This window comes from Pseudarthrobacter sp. NS4 (assembly GCF_024758005.1).
In the GTDB taxonomy this organism is placed as follows: domain Bacteria; phylum Actinomycetota; class Actinomycetes; order Actinomycetales; family Micrococcaceae; genus Arthrobacter.
The window spans coordinates 564,164-587,823 of record NZ_CP103288.1 but is presented as its reverse complement, the minus strand read 5'-3'; the positions used below and the strand labels follow the sequence as shown (position 1 = coordinate 587,823).

General features: G+C 65.1%; 16 protein-coding genes and 2 pseudogenes. 13 read left to right on the top strand and 5 right to left on the bottom strand.

Going from position 1 to position 23,660, the window contains the following annotated elements:
- Window positions 1–9 precede the first annotated feature (9 nt).
- The 3 genes from NXY83_RS02765 (at window position 10) to NXY83_RS02755 (ending at window position 4,704) form a co-directional block, all read left to right on the top strand.
- Entirely contained in the window at window positions 10–981 is a 972-nt protein-coding gene (locus NXY83_RS02765; protein ID WP_258804586.1) for an aldo/keto reductase, read from the top strand.
- On the top strand, window positions 975–2,000 hold the full coding sequence (locus tag NXY83_RS02760; RefSeq protein WP_258804585.1) for an SDR family oxidoreductase: 1,026 nt from the start codon (window positions 975–977) through the stop codon (window positions 1,998–2,000). Before NXY83_RS02765 ends, NXY83_RS02760 begins: the two co-directional genes overlap by 7 nt.
- 151 nt (window positions 2,001–2,151) lie before the next feature.
- The gene (locus NXY83_RS02755) at window positions 2,152–4,704 is read left to right on the top strand and encodes a rhamnogalacturonan lyase (RefSeq protein ID WP_258804584.1); all 2,553 of its coding nucleotides are present in this window, start codon (window positions 2,152–2,154) and stop codon (window positions 4,702–4,704) included.
- Here NXY83_RS02755 and NXY83_RS02750 read toward each other — a convergent pair.
- The gene (locus tag NXY83_RS02750; protein ID WP_258804583.1) at window positions 4,701–5,669 is read right to left on the bottom strand and encodes an IS481 family transposase; all 969 of its coding nucleotides are present in this window, start codon (window positions 5,667–5,669) and stop codon (window positions 4,701–4,703) included. The two genes, NXY83_RS02755 and NXY83_RS02750, sit on opposite strands and share 4 nt — an antisense overlap.
- Window positions 5,670–5,815: 146 nt before the next feature.
- Between NXY83_RS02750 and NXY83_RS02745 the strand changes: the two genes are divergently transcribed.
- From NXY83_RS02745 to NXY83_RS02735, 3 genes are all read left to right on the top strand, one after another.
- Window positions 5,816–6,649, top strand: coding sequence for an aldo/keto reductase (locus NXY83_RS02745; RefSeq protein WP_258804582.1), 834 nt, complete (start codon window positions 5,816–5,818; stop codon window positions 6,647–6,649).
- Window positions 6,650–6,781: 132 nt separating this feature from the next.
- Entirely contained in the window at window positions 6,782–7,048 is a 267-nt protein-coding gene (locus NXY83_RS02740; protein WP_079598656.1) for a GlsB/YeaQ/YmgE family stress response membrane protein, read from the top strand.
- Between the two features lie 113 nt (window positions 7,049–7,161).
- The gene (locus tag NXY83_RS02735; RefSeq protein ID WP_258804581.1) at window positions 7,162–7,716 is read left to right on the top strand and encodes a hypothetical protein; all 555 of its coding nucleotides are present in this window, start codon (window positions 7,162–7,164) and stop codon (window positions 7,714–7,716) included.
- A gap of 155 nt (window positions 7,717–7,871) precedes the next feature.
- Here the strand turns inward: NXY83_RS02735 and NXY83_RS02730 are convergent, their stop codons facing one another.
- Window positions 7,872–8,114 carry a DM13 domain-containing protein gene (locus tag NXY83_RS02730; RefSeq protein WP_258804580.1) on the bottom strand — a complete coding sequence of 81 codons (243 nt, stop codon included), beginning with the start codon at window positions 8,112–8,114 and terminating at the stop codon, window positions 7,872–7,874.
- Window positions 8,115–8,205: 91 nt separating this feature from the next.
- Here NXY83_RS02730 and NXY83_RS02725 point away from each other — a divergent pair, with 91 nt between their 5' ends.
- The 3 genes and pseudogenes from NXY83_RS02725 to NXY83_RS02715 all read left to right on the top strand — a co-directional run.
- On the top strand, window positions 8,206–9,936 hold the full coding sequence (locus NXY83_RS02725; protein WP_258804579.1) for a 13E12 repeat family protein: 1,731 nt from the start codon (window positions 8,206–8,208) through the stop codon (window positions 9,934–9,936).
- 33 nt (window positions 9,937–9,969) lie between these two features.
- Window positions 9,970–11,169, top strand: a pseudogene (locus NXY83_RS02720) (IS3 family transposase).
- A gap of 30 nt (window positions 11,170–11,199) precedes the next feature.
- Window positions 11,200–11,538, top strand: a pseudogene (locus NXY83_RS02715) (HNH endonuclease signature motif containing protein); the annotation flags it as partial.
- Between the two features lie 40 nt (window positions 11,539–11,578).
- On the opposite strand, the gene NXY83_RS02710 reads toward NXY83_RS02715, so the two are convergent.
- Window positions 11,579–12,211 (bottom strand): putative protein N(5)-glutamine methyltransferase, encoded by a 633-nt coding sequence (locus tag NXY83_RS02710; protein ID WP_258804578.1) that lies wholly within the window; start codon window positions 12,209–12,211, stop codon window positions 11,579–11,581.
- A 194-nt stretch (window positions 12,212–12,405) separates the two neighbouring features.
- Here NXY83_RS02710 and NXY83_RS02705 point away from each other — a divergent pair, with 194 nt between their 5' ends.
- Window positions 12,406–13,452 (top strand): lactonase family protein, encoded by a 1,047-nt coding sequence (locus NXY83_RS02705; RefSeq protein WP_258804577.1) that lies wholly within the window; start codon window positions 12,406–12,408, stop codon window positions 13,450–13,452.
- Window positions 13,453–13,709: 257 nt separating this feature from the next.
- Window positions 13,710–16,793 (top strand): alpha-amylase family glycosyl hydrolase, encoded by a 3,084-nt coding sequence (locus NXY83_RS02700; RefSeq protein WP_258804576.1) that lies wholly within the window; start codon window positions 13,710–13,712, stop codon window positions 16,791–16,793.
- An 83-nt stretch (window positions 16,794–16,876) separates the two neighbouring features.
- Here NXY83_RS02700 and NXY83_RS02695 read toward each other — a convergent pair whose 3' ends face one another.
- Both NXY83_RS02695 and malQ read right to left on the bottom strand, forming a co-directional pair.
- Complete coding sequence (locus NXY83_RS02695) at window positions 16,877–17,782, bottom strand: SDR family oxidoreductase (RefSeq protein WP_258804575.1); 906 nt, start codon at window positions 17,780–17,782, stop codon at window positions 16,877–16,879.
- 21 nt (window positions 17,783–17,803) lie between these two features.
- On the bottom strand, window positions 17,804–20,068 hold the full coding sequence (gene malQ / locus NXY83_RS02690; RefSeq protein ID WP_258804574.1) for a 4-alpha-glucanotransferase: 2,265 nt from the start codon (window positions 20,066–20,068) through the stop codon (window positions 17,804–17,806).
- Window positions 20,069–20,339: 271 nt separating this feature from the next.
- Between malQ and NXY83_RS02685 the strand changes: the two genes are divergently transcribed.
- The gene (locus NXY83_RS02685; protein WP_397427552.1) at window positions 20,340–22,994 is read left to right on the top strand and encodes a GH32 C-terminal domain-containing protein; all 2,655 of its coding nucleotides are present in this window, start codon (window positions 20,340–20,342) and stop codon (window positions 22,992–22,994) included.
- 67 nt (window positions 22,995–23,061) lie between these two features.
- Complete coding sequence (locus NXY83_RS02680) at window positions 23,062–23,625, top strand: DUF488 family protein (RefSeq protein WP_258804573.1); 564 nt, start codon at window positions 23,062–23,064, stop codon at window positions 23,623–23,625.
- Window positions 23,626–23,660 lie beyond the last annotated feature (35 nt).

Below are 23,660 nucleotides of genomic sequence, written 5' to 3'. Positions count from 1 at the left end.
GATTCAAGAATGCAGTACACCCACCTTGGCCGCTCCGGCCTGAAAGTTTCCCGCCTTTGCCTTGGCACCATGAACTTCGGCCCGCAGACAGAGGAAGCGGATGCCCACAGCATCATGGACTCGGCCCATGACAACGGCATCAATTTCTTCGACACGGCCAATGTCTACGGCGGCGCCGGGCACCGGGGCTGGACCGAGGAAATCATCGGCCGCTGGTTTGCCAAGGGCGGCGAGCGCCGCGAACACACGGTGCTGGCCACCAAGCTTTACGGCACCATGACGGACCGGCCCAACGAGTCCAGGCTCTCCGCGCTGAACATCCGCCGCGCGCTTGACGCCAGCCTGAAGCGGCTGCAGACGGACTACATCGACATCTACCAGTTCCACCACATCGACCGGGACACCCCGTGGGATGAAATCTGGCAGGCTATCGAGGTGGCAGTGCAGCAGGGCAAGATCCTGTATTCCGGCAGCAGCAACTTTGCCGGCTGGCATATCGCCCAGGCCCAGGAAGCCGCCCGGCGGCGGCACTACACCGGGCTGGTGAGCGAGCAGTCCATCTACAACCTGTTCATGCGCCAGGTGGAACTGGAAGTCATCCCGGCCGCGCAGGAATACGGCCTTGGGCTCATCCCGTGGTCGCCGCTCCAGGGCGGCCTCCTCGGCGGGGTGCTGAAGAAGGAGCGCGACGGCGTCCGCCGCACCGAAGGACGTGCTGCCGAAACGCTGAAGAAGCATGAGGACCAGATCCGCCAGTACGAGGACTTTGCCGACGAACTGGGGCGCGAGCCCGGCGACGTGGCACTGGCCTGGCTGCTGCACCAGCCTGCGGTGACGGCTCCGATCGTGGGTCCGCGGACGCAGGAACAGCTGGACGCCGCCATCCGCGCCCTTGACGTCAGCCTGGACGCGGACGCCCTCAAGCGGCTGGACGATATTTTCCCGGGACACCGAACGGCTCCGGAAGATTACGCGTGGTAACCCCACTCCCTGCGGCCGATACCGTGGCACCGAGAAGCATCCTCTTTCTCGGCGGCACCGGGGTGATCAGCGCGGCGGCGTCTGAACGCGCCGTCGCGCTGGGCCACCGGCTGACCATCCTCAACCGGGGCCGGTCCACGAGGCCGGTCCCGGAAGGGGCCGAGGTGCTGTGCGCCGACCTGCGTGATGCGGCCTCCGTCCGGGAGGTGCTGGGCGGGCGGGAGTTCGACGCCGTCGCGGACTTTATTGCCTACACTCCCCAGCAGGCGCAGGCCAGCCTGGACCTGTTCAGGGGCCGTACCGGGCAGTACGTCTTCATCAGCTCCGCTTCGGCGTACCAGAAGCCACCCACCCGCCTGCCGATCCGTGAATCCACACCGCTGAAAAATCCCTTCTGGCAATACTCAAGGGACAAGATCGCCTGTGAGGAACTCCTTTACAGGGCTTACCGGGACGAGGACTTTCCGCTGACGGTGGTGCGCCCGTCGCACACTTATGACCGCACCAAGATCGCCATGGTGGGTGGCTGGACCGACATTTACCGGATGCGGGCAGGGCTTCCGGTCATGGTGCACGGCGACGGCACCTCACTCTGGACCCTTACCCACAGCCGCGACTTCGCCAAGGCCTTCGTGGGGCTGCTTGGCAGGCCGCAGGCCGTGGGCGAGAGCTACACCATCACGTCTGACGAGTACCTGCCCTGGAACCAGATCTACCGGCTGTTCGCCCGGGCCGCGGGCGTGGCCGAACCGGAGCTGGTCCACGTGGCGTCGGAAACGATCGCCGCCCACAGCGCGGAGCTGGGTAGCAACCTGCTCGGCGACCGATCCCACTCGGTGGTCTTCGACAACACCAAGATCAAGTCGTTGGTACCGGATTATGCGGCCACCATTCCCTTCGCAGACGGGGCCCGCGAAATCGTGCAGTGGTACGACGCCAACCCGGAACTGCAGGTGCTGGACGAAGGCTTCATGGCTCTGAGCGACCGCCTGACCAAATGGGCCCGCACGGGCGCCTGAGCGGACCACGTTCAGCCACTTGTCCACCGAACCTTCTACAACGTTCTAAATACCGTGCCTGCGCCGTCCTGACAAGGCTTGTTTTGCGCCTTCCCCCACTCTAAATTACTGGGGAAGCGTTTTCCCGTCTCGAAATTGAAAGGATTCACTGATGAATCCCAAAAGGACCCCTGCGCGCCTCCTGTCAGTGGGCGCCGTCGGCATCGCACTGACTTTCGGCTGCCTCACCGCCCCCGCTTCCGCCGTCGGGCCTTCCCCCAAGCCCGGCAGCCCCGGCATCCAGCTGGACCACCTCGACCGCGGCCTGGTGGCCGCCGGAACCTCCGAGGGTGTGTTCCTCAGCTGGCGCCTCCTCGGGCACGAGGCCACAGGTTCCTCCGCCACCGGGCTCACGGGCACGGACTTCAACGTCTACCGGGATGGCCAGAAGCTGGCGACGGTTACGGACAGCACCAACTTCCTGGACACCGCCGGAACCGCCGCTTCGAAGTATCAGGTGAGGGCCGTCGTCGGCGGCGTTGAACTGGACCGCAGCGCAACCGCCACGTCCTGGGGCGGCAACTTCAAGGACATTCCGCTGAAGAAGCCGGCCGACGGCGTCACCCCCGCCGGGCAGGCGTACACGTACGCCGCGAACGACGCGTCCATCGGGGACGTAGACGGCGACGGCGAGTACGAGTTCATCGTCAAGTGGGACCCCAACAACTCCAAGGACGTCTCCCAGGCCGGCTATACCGGCAACACCTACGTGGACACCTACAAGGCGGACGGTACCCTTCTCAACCGGATCGATCTGGGCGTAAACATCCGCTCGGGCGCCCACTACACCCAGCTGCTCGTCAACGATTTCGACGGCGACGGCCGCGCCGAGCTGATGATGAAGACGGCGCCGGGAACCAAGAGCACCAACTTCAACGCCGACGGAAGCGTCGCCTCTGAAGGCTTTGTCTCCCTGCTCCAGTCAGATATCGAAGCCGGCTACTCAAACTCTGACGACTACCGGATGAGCGCTGCCCATTACTACCAGCACATGGTGAAGACCTTCCAGGGCTGGGCCGGGCACCCTGAAGTGAAGGCAGTCAATTGGCCGGCCACGCTGGAGGAAGCGTTTGGCATTTCACCCCAGTACCAGTACCCGCTGTCCCAGCCCGACGCCGAGGCACTGACCGACTACTTCTTGGATGTCTATGCCCCCTCCCGCAGCGGGCGGAACAACCTGCGGGCTTTCGAGGGCTTCATCGTCTCGGGCCCGGAGTACCTCACTGTCTTCGAGGGTGCCTCCGGCAAGGAACTCAAGACAGTCGCCTATGAGCCCGGCCGGCACGACGACGGCCTCATGTGGGGCGACTACGCCATGGCCCGCATCGAACCAGGCAACCGGGTGGACCGGTTCCTCGCCGGCGTAGCGTACCTGGACGGCAAGAAACCGGCGGCGGTCTTCGCCCGCGGCTACTACACCCGCACCACCCTGGCCACCTACACCTGGGACGGGACCAGCCTCTCCCCCGTGTGGAACATCGACTCCGGCTGGACGCCCATGACCAACCCGTTCAATGACGGCCCCCATGGCCGGGACGGCACTGATCCTGAGTTCGGCAAGCTCACGACGCAGGGTTTCCACTCCCTCAGCGCCTCGGATGTGGACGGCGACGGCAAGCAGGAAATCGTCTACGGCTCCGCAACGATCGACGACGACGGGTCGCTGCTCTACAGCTCCTTCGACACAATGCCTCCCGGCAGCGCCATGCCAGGCGAAGAAGCCCGGCTGGGCCACGGCGACGCCATGCACGTCACCGACATCGATCCGGCACGTCCGGGCAAGGAAATCTTCACAGTCCACGAAGGCGGAACCTACGCTCCCTACGGTTATGCCATGCGCGATGCCGCCAACGGCGAAGTACTTTTCGGCGCCTACTCCGGCAGGGACACCGGCCGCGGCATGATCGGTGACGTTGATCCGGCAGTCCCCGGCATCGAGAACTGGGCCATTGGCATGCAATCGGCCGACGGCGACAAACTCTCCATCGCTGCGCCCGGCACCAACATGAACATCAAGTGGGGTGCGGACATGACCACGCAGATCGTGAACGGTTCCGGAACCCAGACTCCCACTATCGACGACTGGAAGCGTGGCCGGCTCCTGACCGCCACGGGCACCCTTACCAACAACGGTACGAAGGGCAATCCCAGCCTGGTAGCCGACGTGGTGGGTGACTGGCGGGAGGAGTTGCTGCTCCGGACCGCGGACAGCTCAGCACTGCGGATGTACCTCAGCACCGAGGTGACCAACCACAAGCTCTACACGCTGATGCACGACCCGCAGTACCGTGCAGAGGTTGCCCGGCAGAACACCAGTTACAACCAGCCCTCCTACACTGACTTCTACCTCGCCTCCGACATGTACTTCGCCGACGTGCCCCTGCGCGCCGCGTGGCTGCCGGGCAGCGTGAAGGCACTGCAGCACGCCCTGGAGGACCTGGTGGAATCGAGAGATGTTGACGGGCCAGTAGCCAGCCAGCTCATGGCCAGCATCCAACAGGCAGCCAAGGCTGTGGAGGACGGCGACGCGGCCAAGGCAGGCCAGGCAGTCCAGCGCTTCGTCGACTTCGTGGCCCGGCAGAAGGGCCCGGACAAGGTATCGGACACCGCCCGGGCAGTGCTGAACCACAACGCGGAAAATATTCTCCGGGCTTTTGGGGGCTAGGTGTATTGACCTGAGAGGTTGGTGACGCGGCTGGCCGGTGTCTGACCTTTGAGTGCTGTGTGGGCTCGGTGGTTATTGTAGGCGTGGAGCCAGTTGGGGAAAGCGGCGACACGCTCGGTCTCTGAGCGGTAGGGGCGGATGTAGGCCCATTCCTCGAGCATGGTGCGGTTGAAGCGTTCGACTTTGCCGTTGGTTTGTGGGCGGTAGGGGCGGGTGCGTTTATGCTTGATGTCCGGGCCCAGGGCTTGAGCGAAGGCTCGGGACCGGTAGCAGTTCCCGTTGTCGGTCAGGACCCGCTGGACCGTGATTCCTTGGGCTTGGAACCAGGCGTTGGCGCGCTGCCAGAAGGCTGCTGCGGTTTCCTTTGTCTCGTCGGTGAGGATCTCGGTGTAGGCGAGGCGTGAATGGTCATCGACGGCGTTGTGGAGGTAGTGGTAGCCGGGTCGGCGGTTGGATGGAGTCCGTGCCTTGTTCCGGCGCCCGGTGGCCCTGCCGAGGGCACGGTGTCCGCCGCCGTCCGGGATCCGGCCGAGTTTCTTGATGTCGACATGGATCAGGTCCCCGGGCCTGTCGTGTTCGTAGCGGCGGATCACTCGTCCGGTGCCACGGTCCAGCCAGGTCAGTTTCGCCAGCCGGTAGCGGGACAGGACGCGGTGCACGGTGGAGGGGTGGATTCCCAGCAGATAGCCGATCCTGGCCGGCCCCCAGCGCCGGTTCACGCGGATGGCGATGATCCGCCGCTCCGTACGGGTTGCCGTGCGCCGGGGAGAAGAGTGCGGGCGGCTGGAGCGGTCCTCCATCCCAGCTGGACCGCGCTCTCGGTAGCGCTGGGCCCAACGCGCAGCAGTGGGCACTGAGACCTGAAACCGCTCCGCGGCCCGGCGAAGACTCCAACACTGGTCAACGACACATTGCGCGAGCTGCAGCCGTCCACGAGGGGTCAGAAGAGCGTTAGGGTGGGACATGAAGACCTCCGTGCGTGGAATTGGACTCTAGACAAGCCCCACTCCACCCGGAGGTCTTCTTCATGTCACCAAACCACGCCGACCGTCACTAACCTCCGTGGTCAATACAGCTAGGACGGCGCGGCCGTACGGGAGAGACTGTTCAAATGACACTTGCACCGCTCATCAAACTCAATGACGGATACTCCATCCCGCAGGTGGGTCTTGGCACCTGGCCGCTGGACGACGACCAGGCGGCCACCGCCGTCGTGCAGGCTGTGGAAGCCGGCTACCGGCACATCGATACCGCCGAGAAATACGGCAACGAACGAGGTGTGGGCAACGGCATCCGGGCCACCGGCGTGGACCGTGGAGAGCTCTTCATCACCACCAAGCTGGACGGCCAGTTCCAGGGCGCCGACCGGGCCCTGGAAGGCCTTGAGGGTTGCCTGAAGCGGCTGGGGCTGGATTACGTGGACCTGCTGCTGATCCACTGGCCGCTGCCTGCGCGCGACGAATACATCTCCACATGGAAAACGTTTGAACGGCTCCAGGCTGAGGGCAAGGTCCGCTCCATCGGGGTCTCAAACTTCAAGCCCGCCCACCTGGAACGGCTGATGGCCCAGACCGGGGTGGTCCCGGCAGTCAACCAGATCCAGCTCACGCCGGCCGTCACCCGGACGGCCGAACGGGAGTTCCATGAAAAGCACGGGATTGTCACCGAGTCATACAGTCCGCTGGGCGGATCGGGGGCCGGACTGCTGACCGCTCCCATCCTTACCCAACTGGCCGAAAAACATGGAAAAACACCCGGCCAACTGGTCCTGCGGTGGCACATTCAGCACGGACTTGTAACGATTCCGAAAACTGCCAATCCGGACCGGATGAGGGAGAACCTGGACATCTTCGACTTCGCCCTGGATCCGCAGGATCTCGCGGAATTATCCATCCTTGACGAAGGCCCGGATGCAGGCCATGATTCCGACGTAACAGGGCATTAAACAGCCCTGAAGTGCGGTTTTTCTGCTCCATGGGGTTGGCAAATAGATAGTAAGCATGATTACTATTGAGGCAGAAGGATGAAGTGCTTCCGGGATCCGGAGGCCTCCTTTACTTAGGAAGAGGAACGAAAAATGGGATTTATTGCATTTCTGATTCTCGGACTTATTGCTGGTGCGATCGCTAAGGCGATCCTTCCGGGCAGGCAGGGTGGCGGCTGGCTCATCACCCTCGTCCTCGGCGTCGTTGGGGCCCTCCTCGGCGGCTGGATCGGTGGAATGATCTTCGGCACCGGACTGCAGGAGTTCTTCTCCCTGCAGACGTGGCTGCTGGCCATCGGCGGCGCACTCATCGTGCTGCTGGTGTACGGCATGATCACCAAGCGCAGCGTGCGCGGCTAACACGGCGCGCAAGCCAGGAAACCGGCCTGGGGACCACAATCCCCCAGGCCGGTTTTCACTTTCCCGGCCATACGGCCGGAACTGAAAACCTTCTCACGGAGCAGGAGTTCATCGTGAAAAACAAACTTCTTTTGGGTGTTGGAATTGCCACCGGCTACGTCCTCGGGTCGCGGTCCGGCCGTGCTGCGTACGACAAGCTCAAGGCCCGCGCTGCGGGCATCTGGGACAGCAAACCTGTCCAGGAAAAAGTAGCTGTTGCTACTGAAGCCATCAAGGAAAAGGCGCCCGAAGTTGCGGATCAGCTGACCGAGGCGGCACGCCGGGCAGGGACCGTGATCGGCTCTGCGATGCACCGTGACGGTTCTTCAGGCGACGGCAAGTCCGACGACGCCACGTCCACCGGTGCTTCCGGCACCAGTACTCCGGGTACTTCCGGCGGGTTCGGTACTACGGGCACCGCCGGAACAACGGACACATTCGGTACGTCAGCCACCCTTGGTACGGCTGCGGCCGGAACCTCGGGTGTCGCCGGGACTACCGGCGCCGCCGGAACCTCCGGAACCCTCGGCGACGCGGATGAGCTCGGCGAGGACCACATCCCCGCCCACAGCACGCACCCGGAAACCACCAACCTGGGCACCTCCGGCGAGACTGGTTCCAAGTCCTGACTGACACCGGGAGTCCCGTTCATTACGGGGTTGTCCCTTCTTGACACGGGGGCACTGAATCCTTGTGTTACAACTGAATCGCCTTGCTGGCCGTCGCGATCCTTGGGGGACGTGGCGGCCAGCGACGTTTCTGCTGCCGCTGACGGGTCCAGTCCTCAGGCCACAAGTTCAGTAGCGCCGAAGGATACGCTGAACTGCACGCACCACAGGTCCACCGATGGGTACTTCGAGAGATCCACCCCGGCAGGTATCTCATAGACCTGGTTGCCTTGGTTTCCCTTGAGCAGGCCCAGGTCATAATGTCCCGCGGAGCCTGCGGTGAACCACCCGTCCGTCCCCTCGACTACAAGCCCACAGGCGCCGGCGGGAGGGACTACTGGTTCTGCGCATGCCTTCATCGTCCGCACTTTGGCTGGCCGAAGCAACGGACGTCACGTGGCTAATGACCCACCGCAACAGATTGTCAGACCCCCACAGCAGAATAGGTTCATGGAAGCCATTGGGGATCAGCTTGTGGAGTTCGGCGGGTCCGCCGCTGCGCTTCCCCGCGCCCTTCGTGGTGATCGCATACACGGCGCGTACGACGCCGGCGCACGGCTTAGGCAGTCCAGTCGCCTTCACGCCGTCCCGGCCAACGTCACTGCCCGCGAATCCGAGCCCTGTGGCGGAGCCGCTGCCGCGGCTGAACCCGCGACCTCACCCGCTGTCGCTGTGCCCCCACCGGTGGCAGGCACCGCCGCGGCTGAAAGATCAACAGCCATTGGTGCCCGTGGGGAACGGCCTGACTTGGCCGCATTCGGAAACCAACTGGCGGCCGCTGCTGTTGCTGCCGGGGATGGGTTGGCATCGGCTGACTACGTTCAGGCGGCGGATTTCGCCGGGCAGGTCGAAACCCTGTCCCGTACCGTGGAGTACCTGCAGCTGATCGCCGCCTCCACCGTAGACCGGACCCGCACCCAAGCAATTACCGCCGCTGCCGCCGCCCGGGCCGGCCAGGGCAGGACGGGTCGACCGGGCAGTACCGGCCGGGGGTGGGTGACCGGCTGGGACGCTAACGGTGTCGAGACCCTGAACGAAACAGACGCCAACTGGCCCGCGCCCACCGCTCAGCCCACACGCGCGGAGCTGGGCAGCCCGGTGACATCCCCTGTAGTGACATCCCCGGCCGATGATGGGTGCAGGAACACCGCCGAGTTCCTCCGGCTCCGGCTCCGGATCCCCATCCGGGAAGCCCGCCGCCGCCTCGCCCTTGCCCACCAGGCACTGCCCGGCACCACCCTCGCCGGCGAACCCACCCCACCGGCACACGAGCACCTGGCCGCCGCCCTGACCCCCACCAACACCCGCACCGGGAACCCTGCAGAGACCTCCACCGAACCAGACCTGCCGGCCGGACCGGTGGTCTCCTCGCACGCCGCGACCATCATCACCGCCACCCTGGACCGGCTAAAGCACCACACCAGCACCGAAACCCTGGACCGGATCGAACACCACCTCACCACCACCGCAGCTGCCGCCGACCCCGACTTCCTCACCCGCCTGGCCCAACGCTGGACCGACACCATCGACGCCGACGGCACCGAACCCACCGAAGAAGCCCTCCGCCACACCCAGGGCGCGTTCATCCGCAAACCCCGCCACGGCCTGCACCACCTCGAAATCTTCGCCACCACCGACCAATACGAACACCTCCTCACCGTCATGAACACCGCCACCAACCCCCGCACCACCACCCCCAACACCAGTGCCAGCACCACCAGCAACGGCACAAACCCGGACCCGGACCGGGACGTGGGCCAGGAACGGAACCTGGAACGGCGGACCCGCCCGCAGCAACAACTCGACGGGCTCGTCTCCGCCGTCAAAGCAGCCCTCACCACCAACAACCTGCCCACCACCGGCGGCAACCGGCCCCAGATCATCGCCACCATCAACTACCAGGACCTCTTCCCCCACCTCCCCGACTCCGGCAACGACAACGACAACGGCGCCGGCGCCGGCGCCGGCCCCAGGACAAACACAGACACAGACACCGGCACCGGCACACGAACCCCCACAGGCACAGGCACAGGGGCCGGGACCGGGGCGTTCGTGTTCACCGGCCCCGTCGCCGCTTCGACCCTCCGCAAAATCGCCTGCGACGCCGACATCATCCCCGCCCTCCTCGGAACCCACGGCGAAATCCTGGGGTTAACCTCTGTTGGTGGACACCTGAAGTAGCGGGATCCTGGGATTCTGCGGGAAGGTGTTCTTGTGAGCACGACACGACGTAAATTCACTCCGGAGTATCGGCGGGAGGCTGCGCGCCTTGTCATCGATACGGGCAGACCGGTCGCGCCGGTGGCCCGGGAGTTGGGCCTGGGTGAGCAGTTGCTGGGCCGGTGGGTTGCCCAGGAACGGGCCCGGTTGGCGGCTCCTGAGGAGTTCGCGGCGGCTGAGACGGAGAAGTCTGAGCTGGAGCGTTTGCGCCGGGAAAACGCGCAGTTGCGGATGGATAACGAGTTCCTGGGAAAAGCCGCAGCCTTCTTCGCCTCCAAGCAGCAGAATCGGAATGCTTCGAGCTGATGGAGGCCGAGAAGGCTAATTACCCGGTCCAGCGGATGGCCAGGCTTTTGCGGGTGTCCCGCTCCGGGTTCTACGCCTGGCGCCGGCGCCGTGAGTCAGAGTCACCGGCGAGGATCGCAGAGCGGGCGGAGTTTGACGCCATGGTACGGAGGGCTCACGCCGAATCGTACGGGACCTATGGGGCGCCGCGGGTGCAGGCCGCGTTGGCCAGGAACGGGACCGGCGTTGACCGGAAGAGTGTGGCCGCCTCTATGCGCCGGCAGGGTCTGGAAGGGATCTCGCCGCGGCGGGTTCCGGCCGGTAGCGCCGATCGGTGACGCGCGGGTGCATTCGATCCCGGATCTGGTGGCCAGGAAGTGGGATACCGGGGCCTTGGATACGGTGTGGATCTCGGACATCACCTACCTGCGCACCGGTGAAGGCTGGGTGTACTTGTGTGCTGTCAGGGATGCCTGTTCCCGGCGCGTGATCGGATGGGCAATGGACTCGGTCCAAACCACCAGCCTGGTGGAGCGGGCGCTGCGGATGGCCTACATCCTGCGCGGTGGCGGCCCGGCCGGGGTCGTGTTCCATGCCGACCGGGGCACTCAGTACACCTCGTCCCAGCTCAACGCCGTCTGCTCCGGACTGGGCATCAGGCAGTCCGTCGGGCGGACAGGCGTGTGCTGGGACAACGCGATGCAGGAATCGTTCTGGTCCACCCTGAAGACCGAGTTCTACGACCGGCGCCGGTGGGCAACCAGGCAGGACGCGATCCGGGAAACCGGACGCTGGATCGAGGAGTTCTACAACCGCTCACGGCTCCACTCAGCCCTGGGCTACACCACGCCAGTGGAACACGAACAGTTCCTCACCAGCAATAAACCTCAGCCGGCACAAGCCGCCTGATCAACTGTCCACGATTTGCGGGTAACCCCAATCCTCGACCTCGGCCGCAAAACCCGCCTCTTCACCCCCGCCCAACGCCTCGCCATCACCGCCCGCGACCAAGGCTGCACCTTCCCCAACTGCACCATCCCGGCACCCTGGTGCGAAGCCCACCACATCACCTACTGGTCACACGGCGGACACACCACCACAAACAACGGCACACTCCTATGCACACACCACCACCACCTCATCCACAAAGAACAATGGACCATGACCACCACCCACGGCACCCCAACCTTCATCCCGCCACCCCACATCGACCCCACCCAAAAACCCCAACAAAACCACTACTTCAAACCCCCACCACCACCCCACCCCAGGGAATGAAGGGTCAGCAGTCGCGTGCCGCGCAGGGAAGACCCGGGAACTACCTGGGCTCCGTCCCGGCAACAACCGTGCCGACAACAACCGTGCCGTCCAGTTGCTCGGAGCGGGCGGTCCTGACAGCGAACCCGGCAGCTGAGAGAACCGAAGCTGTACCTGCTGCCTGCTGCCCGCTCGTCTCGATAAGGACATGACCGGCAGGATCAAGCCATTTACGGGCAGCGGCGGCCACCCGCCCGTGGACGTCAAGACCGTCAGTACCGCCGTCAAGGGAAAGGCGTGACTCGTGAAGCCGGGCTTCCGGCGGCATGCTCCTGATGGCGACCACCGCCCCTGAACCACAGCAGAGGTCAAGCACCACAGCGGAGGCTGAAACACCAGCGGCGTTGAGAATGGACGCCGCCTCCTTGACCAGGAGTTCCGTTCGGCGGCGGGGAACAAAGACACCCGGCCCCACCTTGATGCGCCGGCCCGCGAACTCTGCCCAGCCCAGGATGTACTCCAGCGGCAAACCGGCGGCACGGCGCCGGACACAGTCGGCCAGTTGCGCCGGGCCGGAAGCCTCGGCGAAGAGCAGTTGCGCTTCCTCCTCGGCGAAAACGCAGCCGGCACTCCGCAAGGTAGAAGCGACTGCCGCAAAAGTAAGGGAAGCAGTTGGCGATTCAGGGACTGGCATGGGACACCCTTTCGGCGAGCCGATGGGCACCCCGCACGTATCTAGGCCAAGCGGACCGGACAGCAGTGGAAGGGTGAACCCGCAGCTGATACAGCGGTAACCGGACCCACTTCCTTCCGCCGTGACTGGAAATTCCATGCTATCGGAGCCCGGGTTGCACGCGAAGGAAGCAAAATTATTGGCAGGATGTAACCATGACCTCCGCCACGGACAACACCATCATCTGGACCGGCACGTACACCCCCGACGGAGGTGGCCGCGCCGAGGGCATCGGTGCGCTCCGCGCACACCAGGACGGCAGCCTTGAGTGGCTGGGCACGGCCGTAAAGGCGCAGTCGCCGTCGTTCGTTGCTGTGCATCCCACGTTGCCCGTCGTTTACGCCGTGGCCGAGCAGCGCAAGATGATCCAGGCCTACCGCCGGACCGGAGACTTTGGCCTTGAGCCCAAGGGGGAAGCGCAGCCCGCCGGTGAGGCCACCTGCCACGTTGCCGCCGACCCGCAGGGCCGATTCGTAACCGCCGCCTGCTGGGGCGACGGCCAGGTCCTCCTTTATGAGCTGGATTCCGACGGCGGGATAACGGGGCGGTTCCCAGCGGCACCGTCGGCTGATCCGCACGCCATCGTCGACCCCGGCGAGCCGCGGCAAAGCCGGGCCCACGCCAGCCTGATGCTTCAGGACGGGCGGATCATGACCACTGACCTAGGCCACGACACTCTTCGGATCTGGAACTACGTCCCCGGTACCGGCCTCGTGGTGGACCATGAAGTGGCCCTCCCGTTTGGCAGCGGCCCGCGCCACCTAGTGCAGCATTCCACTGGCAACGTCTTTGTGGTCTCCGAGTATTCAGTGGAGGTCTTCGTGGTCAGGCCGGAAGCGGGCACCTTTGAGCTGGTATTCCGGGGCCCGGCCACTTCCGGCGGCAGACAGTCCGGCGACTCCGCCGCCGAGATCTGCCTCAGCCAGGATGGCAACTACGCCTATGCCGGCGTCCGCGGCACCAACATCATCAGCACCTTGGAGGTCAGCGCGGGCGGCAGTGAACTCCTGCCGGTGAAGGACATAGCCAGCGGCGGTGACTGGCCACGCCATCATCTGGTCCGGGGAAAATGGCTTCACGTAGCCCATGAACGCTCAGACAACATCGCGACCTTTGCCCTGGACCCGATCAGCGGCCTGCCAGGCCCTATGATTCACGACGTGCAGGCGCCCTCGCCCACCGCCCTGGTCCCTGCCGGCTGATCTTGGGACCGTCGCCCTCATCCATGAGGGGGAACGTCCATTTACGGGCCGGTTGAGCCCGCGCATGCGTTGGTTGAGGGGCGGATCCTCATTCCCAGGAGTGTTACCTAAACGCTGGAGTTATCCGGTGCAAGCGCTTACAGTTGTGACGTGGTTCACAGCGCAGCCTTCTGCACTGCGAACCGGTCTCCCCGCCGCAGAACCTTGCGCACCGCAAGCCTGTACAGCAACGCCGCTCTCCAGGAAGGTCTCACCCCTTGGTATTCCGCACCGCACCCAGCGTGCCCCCACGCGCCCGAACAACAGCAGTCCACACCACACCCCCGGCCCGCGCGGCAGCGGGCCTCCTCGCTGCAGCAGTCGCAATATCCGCGGCCGTTCTTCCAGCGACCGCCGCCCCTGGCCCAAAAGATCCCGGCCCGGCATCGGCCCTTCATTCCCTCCGCGCCCCGGTCACCGACGAAAACTTCTATTTTGTGATGGCTGACCGGTTCAGCAACGGCAGCACCGCCAACGACCAGGGAGGGTTGGGCTCCGACCCTATGGTGTCGGGGTTTGATCCCACCAAAAAGGGCTTCTACAACGGCGGGGACCTTGCAGGCCTCCTGGACAAGATCGACTACGTCCAAGGGCTGGGCACCACGTCCATCTGGCTTACACCCAGCTTCAAGAACAAGGCCGTCCAGCCGGAAGACAAGTCCGCCGGCTACCACGGCTACTGGATCACGGATTTCACCCAGATCGATCCGCACCTGGGCACCAACGCCGAACTGAAAGCGCTCATTGATGAGGCGCACGCCCGGGGCATGAAGGTGTACTTCGACATCATCACCAACCACACAGCGGACGTCATCGGCTATCAGGAAGGTGCCCGCAAAGGCTACGTTTCCAAGGATGCGGTCCCGTACAAAACAGCGTCCGGCGAAGAGTTCGATGACCGCGACTACGCAGGGACCGGGAACTTCCCGAAGCTCGACGAAGCCACTTCTTTTCCCTACACACCGGTCCTTGAGCCCGGCGAAGAGGAGCTCAAGGTTCCGGCCTGGCTGAACGATCCCAGCCTCTACCACAACAGAGGTGACACCACCTTTGCCGGTGAGGACGCCTACTACGGCGACTTCTTCGGCCTCGATGACCTCTTCACCGAGCACCCCACCGTGGTGGACGGCATGAAGGACATCTACAAAACCTGGATCGCCGACTTCGGTGTGGACGGCTTCCGGATCGACACCATGAAGCACGTCAACAACGAGTTCTGGCAGGATTTCGGCCCCGATGTCCTGAACTATGCCAAGGAACAGGGCAAGGACGAGTTCTTTATGTTCGGCGAGGTCTTTGATACCACCAAGAGCTTCACCTCGCAGTTCACCACCCGCAACCAGATGCAGTCAGTACTGGACTTCCCCTTCCAGGACGCCGCCCGCAACTTCGCCTCGAAGAGCCAGGACACACGGTACCTGGAAACCTTCTTCGCGGGGGACGACTGGTACACCGACGCCGATTCCAACGTCTACCAACTGCCCACCTTCCTGGGCAACCACGACATGGGCCGCATTGGCAGCTTCATCGCCTCCGATAATCCCGGCTCAGCCGACGCCGAACAGGTGGCGCGTGACCAGCTGGCCCACGAGCTTATGTACTTCTCCCGCGGCAACCCGGTGATTTACTACGGCGATGAGCAGGGCTTCACCGGCCCCGGCGGGGACCAGGATGCCCGGCAGACCCTGTTCGCCAGCCAGGTTCCTGAATACCTCGACGACAACCTGCTGGGAACCGACGCCACCCACGCGACGGACAACTTCAACACCAGCCACCCGCTTTACGTGAAGATCAGCGAGCTTGCCGCCCTGACGAAGGAGCACCCCGCCCTGCGGGACGGTGCCCACCAGCACCGCTACGCGTCCGGGGGCCCGGGCATCTACGCCTTCTCCCGGACCGATGCAGAGGACCAGCGCGAGTATGTGGTAGCACTGAACAACAGCGAACAGGCGCAGACGGCGGAGGTTCCCACCTACATCACCAAGCGAAACTACACCCGCGTGTACGGTAACGCGGCAGAGGCGGCAAAGACCTCGGCAGACGGCAAGCTCACGGTCACCGTCCCGCCGCTGTCCGCCGTTGTGTACCAGTCCTCCGGCCGGATTCCGCACTCCAAGGCCGCCCCCGCCGTCGCCCTCCAGGAGCCGGCCGCGGCGCCCGGTGACAACGGGCGCCTGAAGGTAACGGCCGACGTCGGCGGTTCCTCGTTCTACCAGGTCACCTTCGAAGCGAAGAAGGCAGGCGGAGACTGGCACCCGATCGGCACCGACGACACGGCCCCATACCAGGTGTTCCATGATGTGGCGGACCTGGATGCCGGCACTGGCGTCGAGTACCGTGCCACCGTGCTGGACAACGGCGGGCACACTGCCACAAGCCAGGCCCGGACCGCAAGTGTTCCCGCCCCGCTCCTCACCCTCCAAAAGCCGACGGAGGGCAGCAGCGTCCAGGGCTCTGTGGAACTCAGCGCCACCGCCGACCCGGAGAAGGCCAGCCACGTGGTGGCCTTCGAGCGCAGCGTTGCCGGCGGCGGGTGGACGGCGGTGGGCACGGACGATTCCTCCCCCGTCTACTCGGCCACGGATGACGTGTCGGAACTGGCAGACGGCACCCTGGTGCAGTACCGCGCCTCCATGGCCGGCCACGGCTACAGCGTGGTCAGCGAGGTTCGCACGGTGACCGTGGGCGATGCTCCGCAACCGGGCTCGGTCACGGTGGCCGGATCCATGAACCAGCTGATGGGGTGTGCGGAAGCATGGCAGCCAGCCTGCGAACAGGCAATGATGACCCTGGACCCCGCCGATAACATCTGGCGCCTGACCGTGGACCTGCCCAAGGGGCAGTACGAGTACAAGGCAGCGCTCAATGGCACCTGGGATGTGAGCTACGGAGCCGGCGGCTCGGCCGGCGGAGCCGACATCGCACTTGACCACCCGGGCGGCCCGGTGACGTTCCGCTATGACAACAGCACGCATGTGATCAGTGCTGTATATGCGTCGCAGCAGCCCTCGGCGGTTGCCGCCGCGGGGAGCATGAACACGGAACTGGGCTGTGCAACGGACTGGGAACCGGCGTGTAACCAGGCCCAGCTCACCCTGGACCCGGCCGACCTCGTCTGGAAACTGGCCGTGCCCAGCCTGCCCGCGGGCAGCTACGAGTTCAAGGCGGCCCTCAACCGTTCCTGGGAGGTCAATTATGGCGCGGGCGGGGCGTCCCCCGGCGCCAATATTCCGTTTGAGCACGACGGCGGCCCGGTCACCTTCCGCTACGACCACGCCACCCACGTGATCTCAGCGGGCTAAGTCAAGAACATCAGCAGTCGGCGCGAGGTCACGAAGGTGGCCTCGCGTTGCTGTGTGGAACGGCAGGTTTCCCCGGGTCCTCGTCAGGCTTTGACCGGATGGCCGAGGATGCCGATGAGCCGCCGGATAGCGTCTTCGGCGGTGGGCGGGGCGCCGAAGACTTCCCGCTGCCGCGTGGGGTCAGCCACGTAGCGGCCGCTCTGGAACCAGGCGATCATGGCCGCCAGGTCCTTGACCATCGGGTTGACCGGGCCCAGAACGAAACCTGCAGCGCGCAGGACGGGCATGGGTACGGAGCGGACCCGGATGCTATTGCCGGTCATCCGGCCGGCAATCTCCGCGAAGTCCCGCATGCCGATGGGCCGGTCCCACCCGATGTCGATCCGCTGCCCGTCCACTCCGGGCGCGTCCACCGCATCGGCAAGGTAACCAGCCAGATCCGGAGTCAGCACGAAAGTCAGCGGGATCCCGGGAGAACCGCACCACATGACCTTGTGCTTGGCCACTGGATCACCGCCAAACCGGGTGACCTGGTCCAGGAACGCACCTGGCCGCAGCGCCACGAACGGCACGCCAAGCTGCTCGAGCCGGTCCTCCATCAGCTTTTTGTGCCAAAAGTGGGGGACCCCGGTGCTCTGGTCACAGGTGAGGATGCTGGTGAGCACTAACCGCCGGACACCGGCGCGGCTTGCCGCCTCCGCCAGGTTGGAGTTGCCAACAGTGTCGATCTCAGGTGTGTCGCCCTTGCTGTGCCTCGTGTACCCCGCGGCGGAAGTGACCACGGCATCCACTCCGGCCATGGCCCGGTTGAGCGATTCGGGATCCATCATGTCCCCGCGGGCTATCCCGATGCCTGCAACCTCAAGCTTCGAGGCATCGGACCCGGGCCGCACCAGGGCCCGCACCTGTTTCCCGCGGCTCACGAGTTCGGTGGCCACCTGGCCGCCCAGCATGCCGGTGCCGCCAACCACCAGTACGGGTCCGCCCATTGCTTTCTCCTCGCTGCTGACCTAACTGTGCAGGGCCTCCTCCACCGCCGCGAGCAGCGCATTGAACCGCGCATTGGCGGGAAGGTCATCAAGGAACACAGGCTTGCCGTCCGGACCACCCAACGGAACCTGCCAGTTCGGGTAGAGCGCCTCAGTTGTTCCGGGCTGGTTCTGGACGCGCCGCTCCCCCACCGCATCCACAAGGGCCACGCCCAGCAATACCGACGGCGTCTGCGTCAGCAGCAGGTGCAACGCCTCAATGGTCTGCTCTTCGGAGCCGGAAGGTCCGCTGCCGTACCCGCCTGCAGCGCCGTCGGGCAGGTAGCCCCGTTCCCGCAGCAGGGCGAGCATTTTCTCGAGGGACGCGTTGTGCTCGGCACGTTCTTCCGCTTCGGAGCGCTCCAGCAGGCCCAGTTGGCTCCGCAGGGCTACATGGTCCCCGGCGAGGTATCCCGCGGTGGGCGGCAGGTCGTGGGTATTGACGCTGGCGAGCGCCTGCGTGCGGTACTTTTCGGGCGCAAGGGGGGAATCGCCGTCGTACTCAAACCAGAGGATGGACGTACCCATGATGCCGCGGGCTGCAAGATAATCCCGCACCCACGGCTCGAAGGTGCCCAGGTCCTCGCCGATCACCACGGCCCCGGCACGGTGCGCTTCGAGAGCGAGGATGCCAATCAGCGCCTCATGGTCATACCGGACGTATGCGCCGTCGCCCGGGGCGTTGCCCACCGGGATCCACCAGAGCCGGAACAGGCCCAGGATGTGGTCCACGCGGATGCCGCCGGCATGCCGCAGCACCGTGGCCAGCATGTTCCGGAACGGCGCGTAACCTGCTTCCGCCAGGCGGGCAGGGTGCCATGGCGGCTGGCCCCAGTCCTGGCCCTGCTGGTTGTACATGTCCGGCGGGGCACCAACGCTGGTGGCAGGAGCCAGCACATCACGGAGTGTCCAGGCATCGGCGCTGCTGTGGTCGACGCCGACGGCCAGGTCATGGACCACGCCCAGGCGCATTCCCGAGCGCAATGCAGTCTGCTGGGCACTTTCAAGCTGCTCGTCGCAGATCCACTGGAGCCACCGGTGGAAGCCGATCCGGTCAGCGAGTTTTTCCCGGAGGGCTTCGGTCTCCGGAGTGCCCAGGGCCCAGGCTGGATCGGTCCACAGCGGATCACCCGGCGGGAGGTCCTCGCGGACAGCGGACCAGAGGGCAAAGTCGTCCAGGCCGCTGCCCGAAATCCGGCAGAATTCGTCGAAGGCAGCCTGCCGCGCCGGTGACCGCCGGGTGTGGTAGAGCAATTCCAGGGCCTGCAGCTTGGCGGCGTAGACGGCGTCCCGGTCCAGCCGCTCGCCGTCCTTGTTCAGGCCGGCGACTTCCTCATGAAGCCGCTCCACCAGGGCGCGCTTGCGGGGCTTGAGGTAGGCCAGCTCAGGAATGGCCTCGATACGGATATACAAAGGATTGAAGAACCGCCGCGTGGACGGCGAGTAAGGAGAAGGCTGGACCGGCGGAACCGGTTCCGCCGCGTGCAGCGGGTTGACCAGTACGTAGTCGGCGCCCCTGGCTCCACTCAGCGCTGCCAGGTCCGCCAGGTCCGCAAAGTCGCCTATCCCCCATGACCGTTTTGACCGCACCGAATACAGCTGTGTTGCCAGCCCCCAGCCCCGGCGCTTCTCCAGTGCCTTGGCGGTCTCCAGCCTGGCCGGCACCACCACCAGGGTGGCCGACGCTGCAGCGTTTCCGGACTCCGCATGCAGCGTATGCCAGCCCAGCGGCAAGTCCTGCGGGAGGGCAAATGTGGCACGTGCAACGGACACGCCGTCGACGTCCCTGGGCTGCATCGAGACATCCTGCTGCACGCCCTCGCGGGACCCCGACCCGCCTTCGAGGGTGATCGTCAGGCTCGCCGTGGCACCTTCGCGCACATTCACCGGGACCTGCGCTGGCTCACCCTGCTGGATGACGACGGCGGGAGGCAGCATCCGCCGCCAGGGCGCCAGTTCGGCTTCTGCCAGTGCTGCCTGGACGTGCTGGTTGGTGTGGGCACGGACGCCCAGGGCAGCCAGGACCTTAATGAGGGTTTCTTCGGCAACCGAGTGGGGCAGCCCGTCCCAGCCCTGGAACGAGGTGCCCACACCATGTGCGTCGGCAAGCTGCTGAAGCAGGTGAGGGTCCACGGCTTCCCCTGCACGGGGCCCCGGGGCAGCACTTCCACCGGCGCCGGCAGGAGGGCCCGGTGGATCCGCAGGCATCCCTGGCCGTGGTTGGTGCTGCTGGTCTGAAGCCGTCATGCGTGTCCGCCTCGTCTGGTGTGATGGGCCCGAACTTACAGTGCTGCTTGTTGTACCGGGCGCTTGCACCCCCGCGCACAACCGTTGGTTCAGATTATTGCAGGGTGGCGCAGACACGAAACCGGGCAGGCTGTCCACCCGCTTTTGGTCATCCAGCGACCTGGCTGGCTGCGAAACAAATCCGTTGACTTGTCTTGCGGACATCATTTGGCGTTCCTGTCACTGACAACGTTGTCATCACACGACGCGCGATGAAGGGCGACCTCAAATCATGAAATCCCCTGCACAAAAACTGAACCGGGCGTGCGCAGCGCTCACCCTGGCCGGTCTCGCCCTGGCGGCGGCACTGGCAGGAGCGGGACCAGCCCAGGCCATGCAGCCGGGTGAAACCACGTTCGGAGAAGAACAGTACCGGCCGGCGTTCCACTACACGCCGCAGCAGAACTGGATGAACGATCCGAACGGGATGGTCTTCCACAACGGCGTGTACCACCTCTACTACCAGCACAATCCGTCGGGCAACACGTGGGGCAACATGTCCTGGGGCCATGCCACCTCCACCGACCTCACCCATTGGAAGGAGCAGCCCCTGGCCATCGCCACCGATGACCAGCAGGATATCTTCTCCGGCAGCGTGGTGGTGGACCGGAACAACACCTCAGGCTTCGGAACTGCGGAGAACCCGCCGTTGGTAGCGGTTTTCACCAGCGCCTACAAGGACGCCTCGCCGTACCGGGGCCTGCAGGCACAGTCGCTTGCATACAGCCTGGACGACGGCCAGACCTGGACCAAGTACAGCGCCAACCCCGTCCTGAACCGGAACTCGGCCAACTTCCGTGACCCCAAGGTCTTCTGGTACGAGGCCCCGGGGGGTGGCGGGTACTGGGTGATGGCAGCCGTCGAGGCTCCGGACCACAAGGTCCTGCTCTACAAATCGGCAAACCTCAAGGACTGGGACCTGCTCAGCGAGTTCGGCCCGGCCAACGCCACCGGCGGCCTGTGGGAGTGCCCGGACCTGTTTCCCCTGGCCGTGGATGGCGATCCGGCCAACACCAAGTGGGTGATGGTGGTGAACATTAACCCGGGCGGCGTGGCCGGAGGGTCTGCGGGCCAGTACTTCGTGGGCGACTTTGACGGCACCACCTTCACGTCGGAATCCAACAAGGCCGGCGATGCCCTCCCCGCGGGAACACCACTGGCGGGCTTTAATGACGGCACCTACAACGGCTGGACGGTCAGCAACGAGGCGGGCAACTGGAAGAACGGCCCGTTTGGCGATGCTCCCGCCACCGGCACATTGCCCGGCCAGAACACCGTGACCGGGTTCGCCGGCCCGGGGCTGGTCAATTCGTTCAACGACGGCGACTGGCCGGTCGGGTCCCTGGCCTCGCCGGAGTTCACGGTCACCAGCGACTACCTCAACTTCCTGGTGGGTGGCGGCCAGCACCCGCGCGTTTCGGACAAGCTGGACAACACCCCCCCGCCCGGCGAGCTGTTGTTCAACGGCTTTGAAGTCCCGGACGGAACCACACTGGCCGACGCCGGCTGGACAGGAACCGGCGACCTGGCACCGGTGTTCCAGCCGGCCACCGCGGGCAGCGACTTCCATATCGGCGCAAAGAGAATCAACACGTTCGAAACGGGCGGCGCTCCCGGCGACGACCGGCAGGGAACCCTGACGTCGCCACCGTTCGCCATCAGCCACAATTACATCAGCTTGCTGGTGGGCGGCGGTTCCCGGACCGCGGCATCGGGCCAGATCCTCGAAGCCCAACTGTTGGTTGACGGCCAGGTGGTCCGCAGCCTTGCCGGAGACGATGCCGGGCAGCTCAACTGGAAAGGGTGGGACGTGTCCGAATTCGCCGGACAGCCTGCCCAACTGCGGATTGTGGACCAGGCCGCTGGCGGCTGGGGGCACCTGACGCTGGACCACGTCATGCTGACGGACCAGCCCGCAGTTCCCCGTTCCGACGAAACCACGGTGAACCTGGTGGTGGACGGGCAGGTGGTCCGCACCGCCTCCGGCGCCAACAGCGAGGTGCTGGACTGGGCGTCCTGGAACGTCTCCGAGTTCAAGGGCCGGTCCGCGAGCATCCGGATTGTGGACAACAACCGCTTCGGCTGGGGCCACATCCTGGCCGACGAGTTCGTCGCATCCCCGATGCCGGCCACACCGCGCCTGGAGACGTACGACTGGCTGGACTACGGCCGGGATTACTACGCGTCGGTGTCCTTCGCCAACATGCCGGCGGACAAGCGGATCATGCTGGGCTGGATGAACAACTGGGACTACGCCAACAGCGTTCCCACCTCGCCGTGGCGCAGTGCCATGTCCCTGCCGCGTGAGGTGGGACTGGCGCAGACGGCCGACGGGCCCCGGCTGGTGCAGAAGGCCGTGAACCAGGTGGATGCCCTGGCCGGCAAGCCCTCCTACCAGGAAAAGGGCGCCCGCAACATAGCACCGGGCACTGCCGCGTTACCCTCGGTGGCGGCAGGCCAGGTTCAACGGATTGATGTGACGTTTGCACCGGGAACAGCAGCCAAGGCAGGCATCAGCGTCCTCGGGAACGGAACCACTTCCACCGTGATCGGCTATGACGCCGCAGCCGGTGAACTGTACGTGGACCGCAGCAACTCGGGGAACACCGCATTCCATCCGCTGTTCAGCTCGGTGGATTCTGCCCCCGTAGCGCCTGACGCCAGCGGCAACATCACGTTGCGGATCTACGTGGACAGGTCCTCCGTGGAGGTCTTCGCGCAGAACGGCCTCCGCACCATCACGGACCAGGTGTTCCCGGCAGAGGGCGCCGGCGAGGTGGCACTGTTTGCCGACGGCGGCACCGCCGTCCTGAAATCCATCACCGTCACGGCGCTAAACCAGTCAATGTTCACCACCCAGTCCAAGCCGGTGAAGGGCCGCAAGTAGGAAAGCAATACCGCCGGCGGGAGGGGAGGCGGCCGGGCTGCCTCCCCAGGCCGGCGGAATGCCTATCATGGCTTCAATGAAGGCCCTTTACACCGTAGGTCACGGAACCGCCTCGCAGTCCGATTTCACGGAACTGCTGACTTCCGCCGGGGTGACGTCCCTGGTGGATGTGCGGATTGGCCCCGGCAGCCGCAAGCATCCGCATTTCGGCAAGGACCGGATGGCCGTATGGCTTCCGGAAGCGGGAATCACCTACCGGTGGGAGCAGCGGCTGGGTGGTTTCCGCAAGCTTCCTCCCGATTCCCCGGACATCGCGCTCCGCAACGAGTCGTTCCGGGCCTACGCGTCCTACATGCGCTCGGACGGCTTCAGGGCCGCTGCCGGCGAGCTGGTTGCCGGCGCGAGGGCTGCACAGACTGCCATCATGTGCAGCGAGACGCTCTGGTGGCGGTGCCACCGGCGGCTCATTTCAGACCACTGCCTTTTGCTTGCCGGGACTCCGGTTGAGCACCTGATGCCGCGCTCAGCAAACACGGTGCACATCGCTACCAAGGGAGTGCGGGTGTTCGGTGATTCCCTCCGGTATGACGTCCTTGACGAACACTCCCAGCCCGGTCCTGGCGGCTCTTGACTAACCGAGAGAAGGCTCCTACGGTCAATACCGAC

Bases quoted from the DNA above. Each gene is read 5' to 3' on its own strand.
- NXY83_RS02765 (WP_258804586.1), top strand. From the start codon at position 10: ATGCAGTACACCCACCTTGGCCGCTCCGGCCTGAAAGTTTCCCGCCTT.
- NXY83_RS02755 (WP_258804584.1), top strand. From the start codon at position 2,152: ATGAATCCCAAAAGGACCCCTGCGCGCCTCCTGTCAGTGGGCGCCGTC.
- NXY83_RS02750 (WP_258804583.1), bottom strand. From the start codon at position 5,669: ATGTCCCACCCTAACGCTCTTCTGACCCCTCGTGGACGGCTGCAGCTC.
- NXY83_RS02745 (WP_258804582.1), top strand. From the start codon at position 5,816: ATGACACTTGCACCGCTCATCAAACTCAATGACGGATACTCCATCCCG.
- NXY83_RS02740 (WP_079598656.1), top strand. From the start codon at position 6,782: ATGGGATTTATTGCATTTCTGATTCTCGGACTTATTGCTGGTGCGATC.
- NXY83_RS02730 (WP_258804580.1), bottom strand. From the start codon at position 8,114: ATGAAGGCATGCGCAGAACCAGTAGTCCCTCCCGCCGGCGCCTGTGGG.
- NXY83_RS02725 (WP_258804579.1), top strand. From the start codon at position 8,206: ATGGAAGCCATTGGGGATCAGCTTGTGGAGTTCGGCGGGTCCGCCGCT.
- NXY83_RS02710 (WP_258804578.1), bottom strand. From the start codon at position 12,211: ATGCCAGTCCCTGAATCGCCAACTGCTTCCCTTACTTTTGCGGCAGTC.
- NXY83_RS02705 (WP_258804577.1), top strand. From the start codon at position 12,406: ATGACCTCCGCCACGGACAACACCATCATCTGGACCGGCACGTACACC.
- NXY83_RS02695 (WP_258804575.1), bottom strand. From the start codon at position 17,782: ATGGGCGGACCCGTACTGGTGGTTGGCGGCACCGGCATGCTGGGCGGC.
- malQ (WP_258804574.1), bottom strand. From the start codon at position 20,068: ATGACGGCTTCAGACCAGCAGCACCAACCACGGCCAGGGATGCCTGCG.
- NXY83_RS02685 (WP_397427552.1), top strand. From the start codon at position 20,340: ATGAAATCCCCTGCACAAAAACTGAACCGGGCGTGCGCAGCGCTCACC.
- NXY83_RS02680 (WP_258804573.1), top strand. From the start codon at position 23,062: ATGGCTTCAATGAAGGCCCTTTACACCGTAGGTCACGGAACCGCCTCG.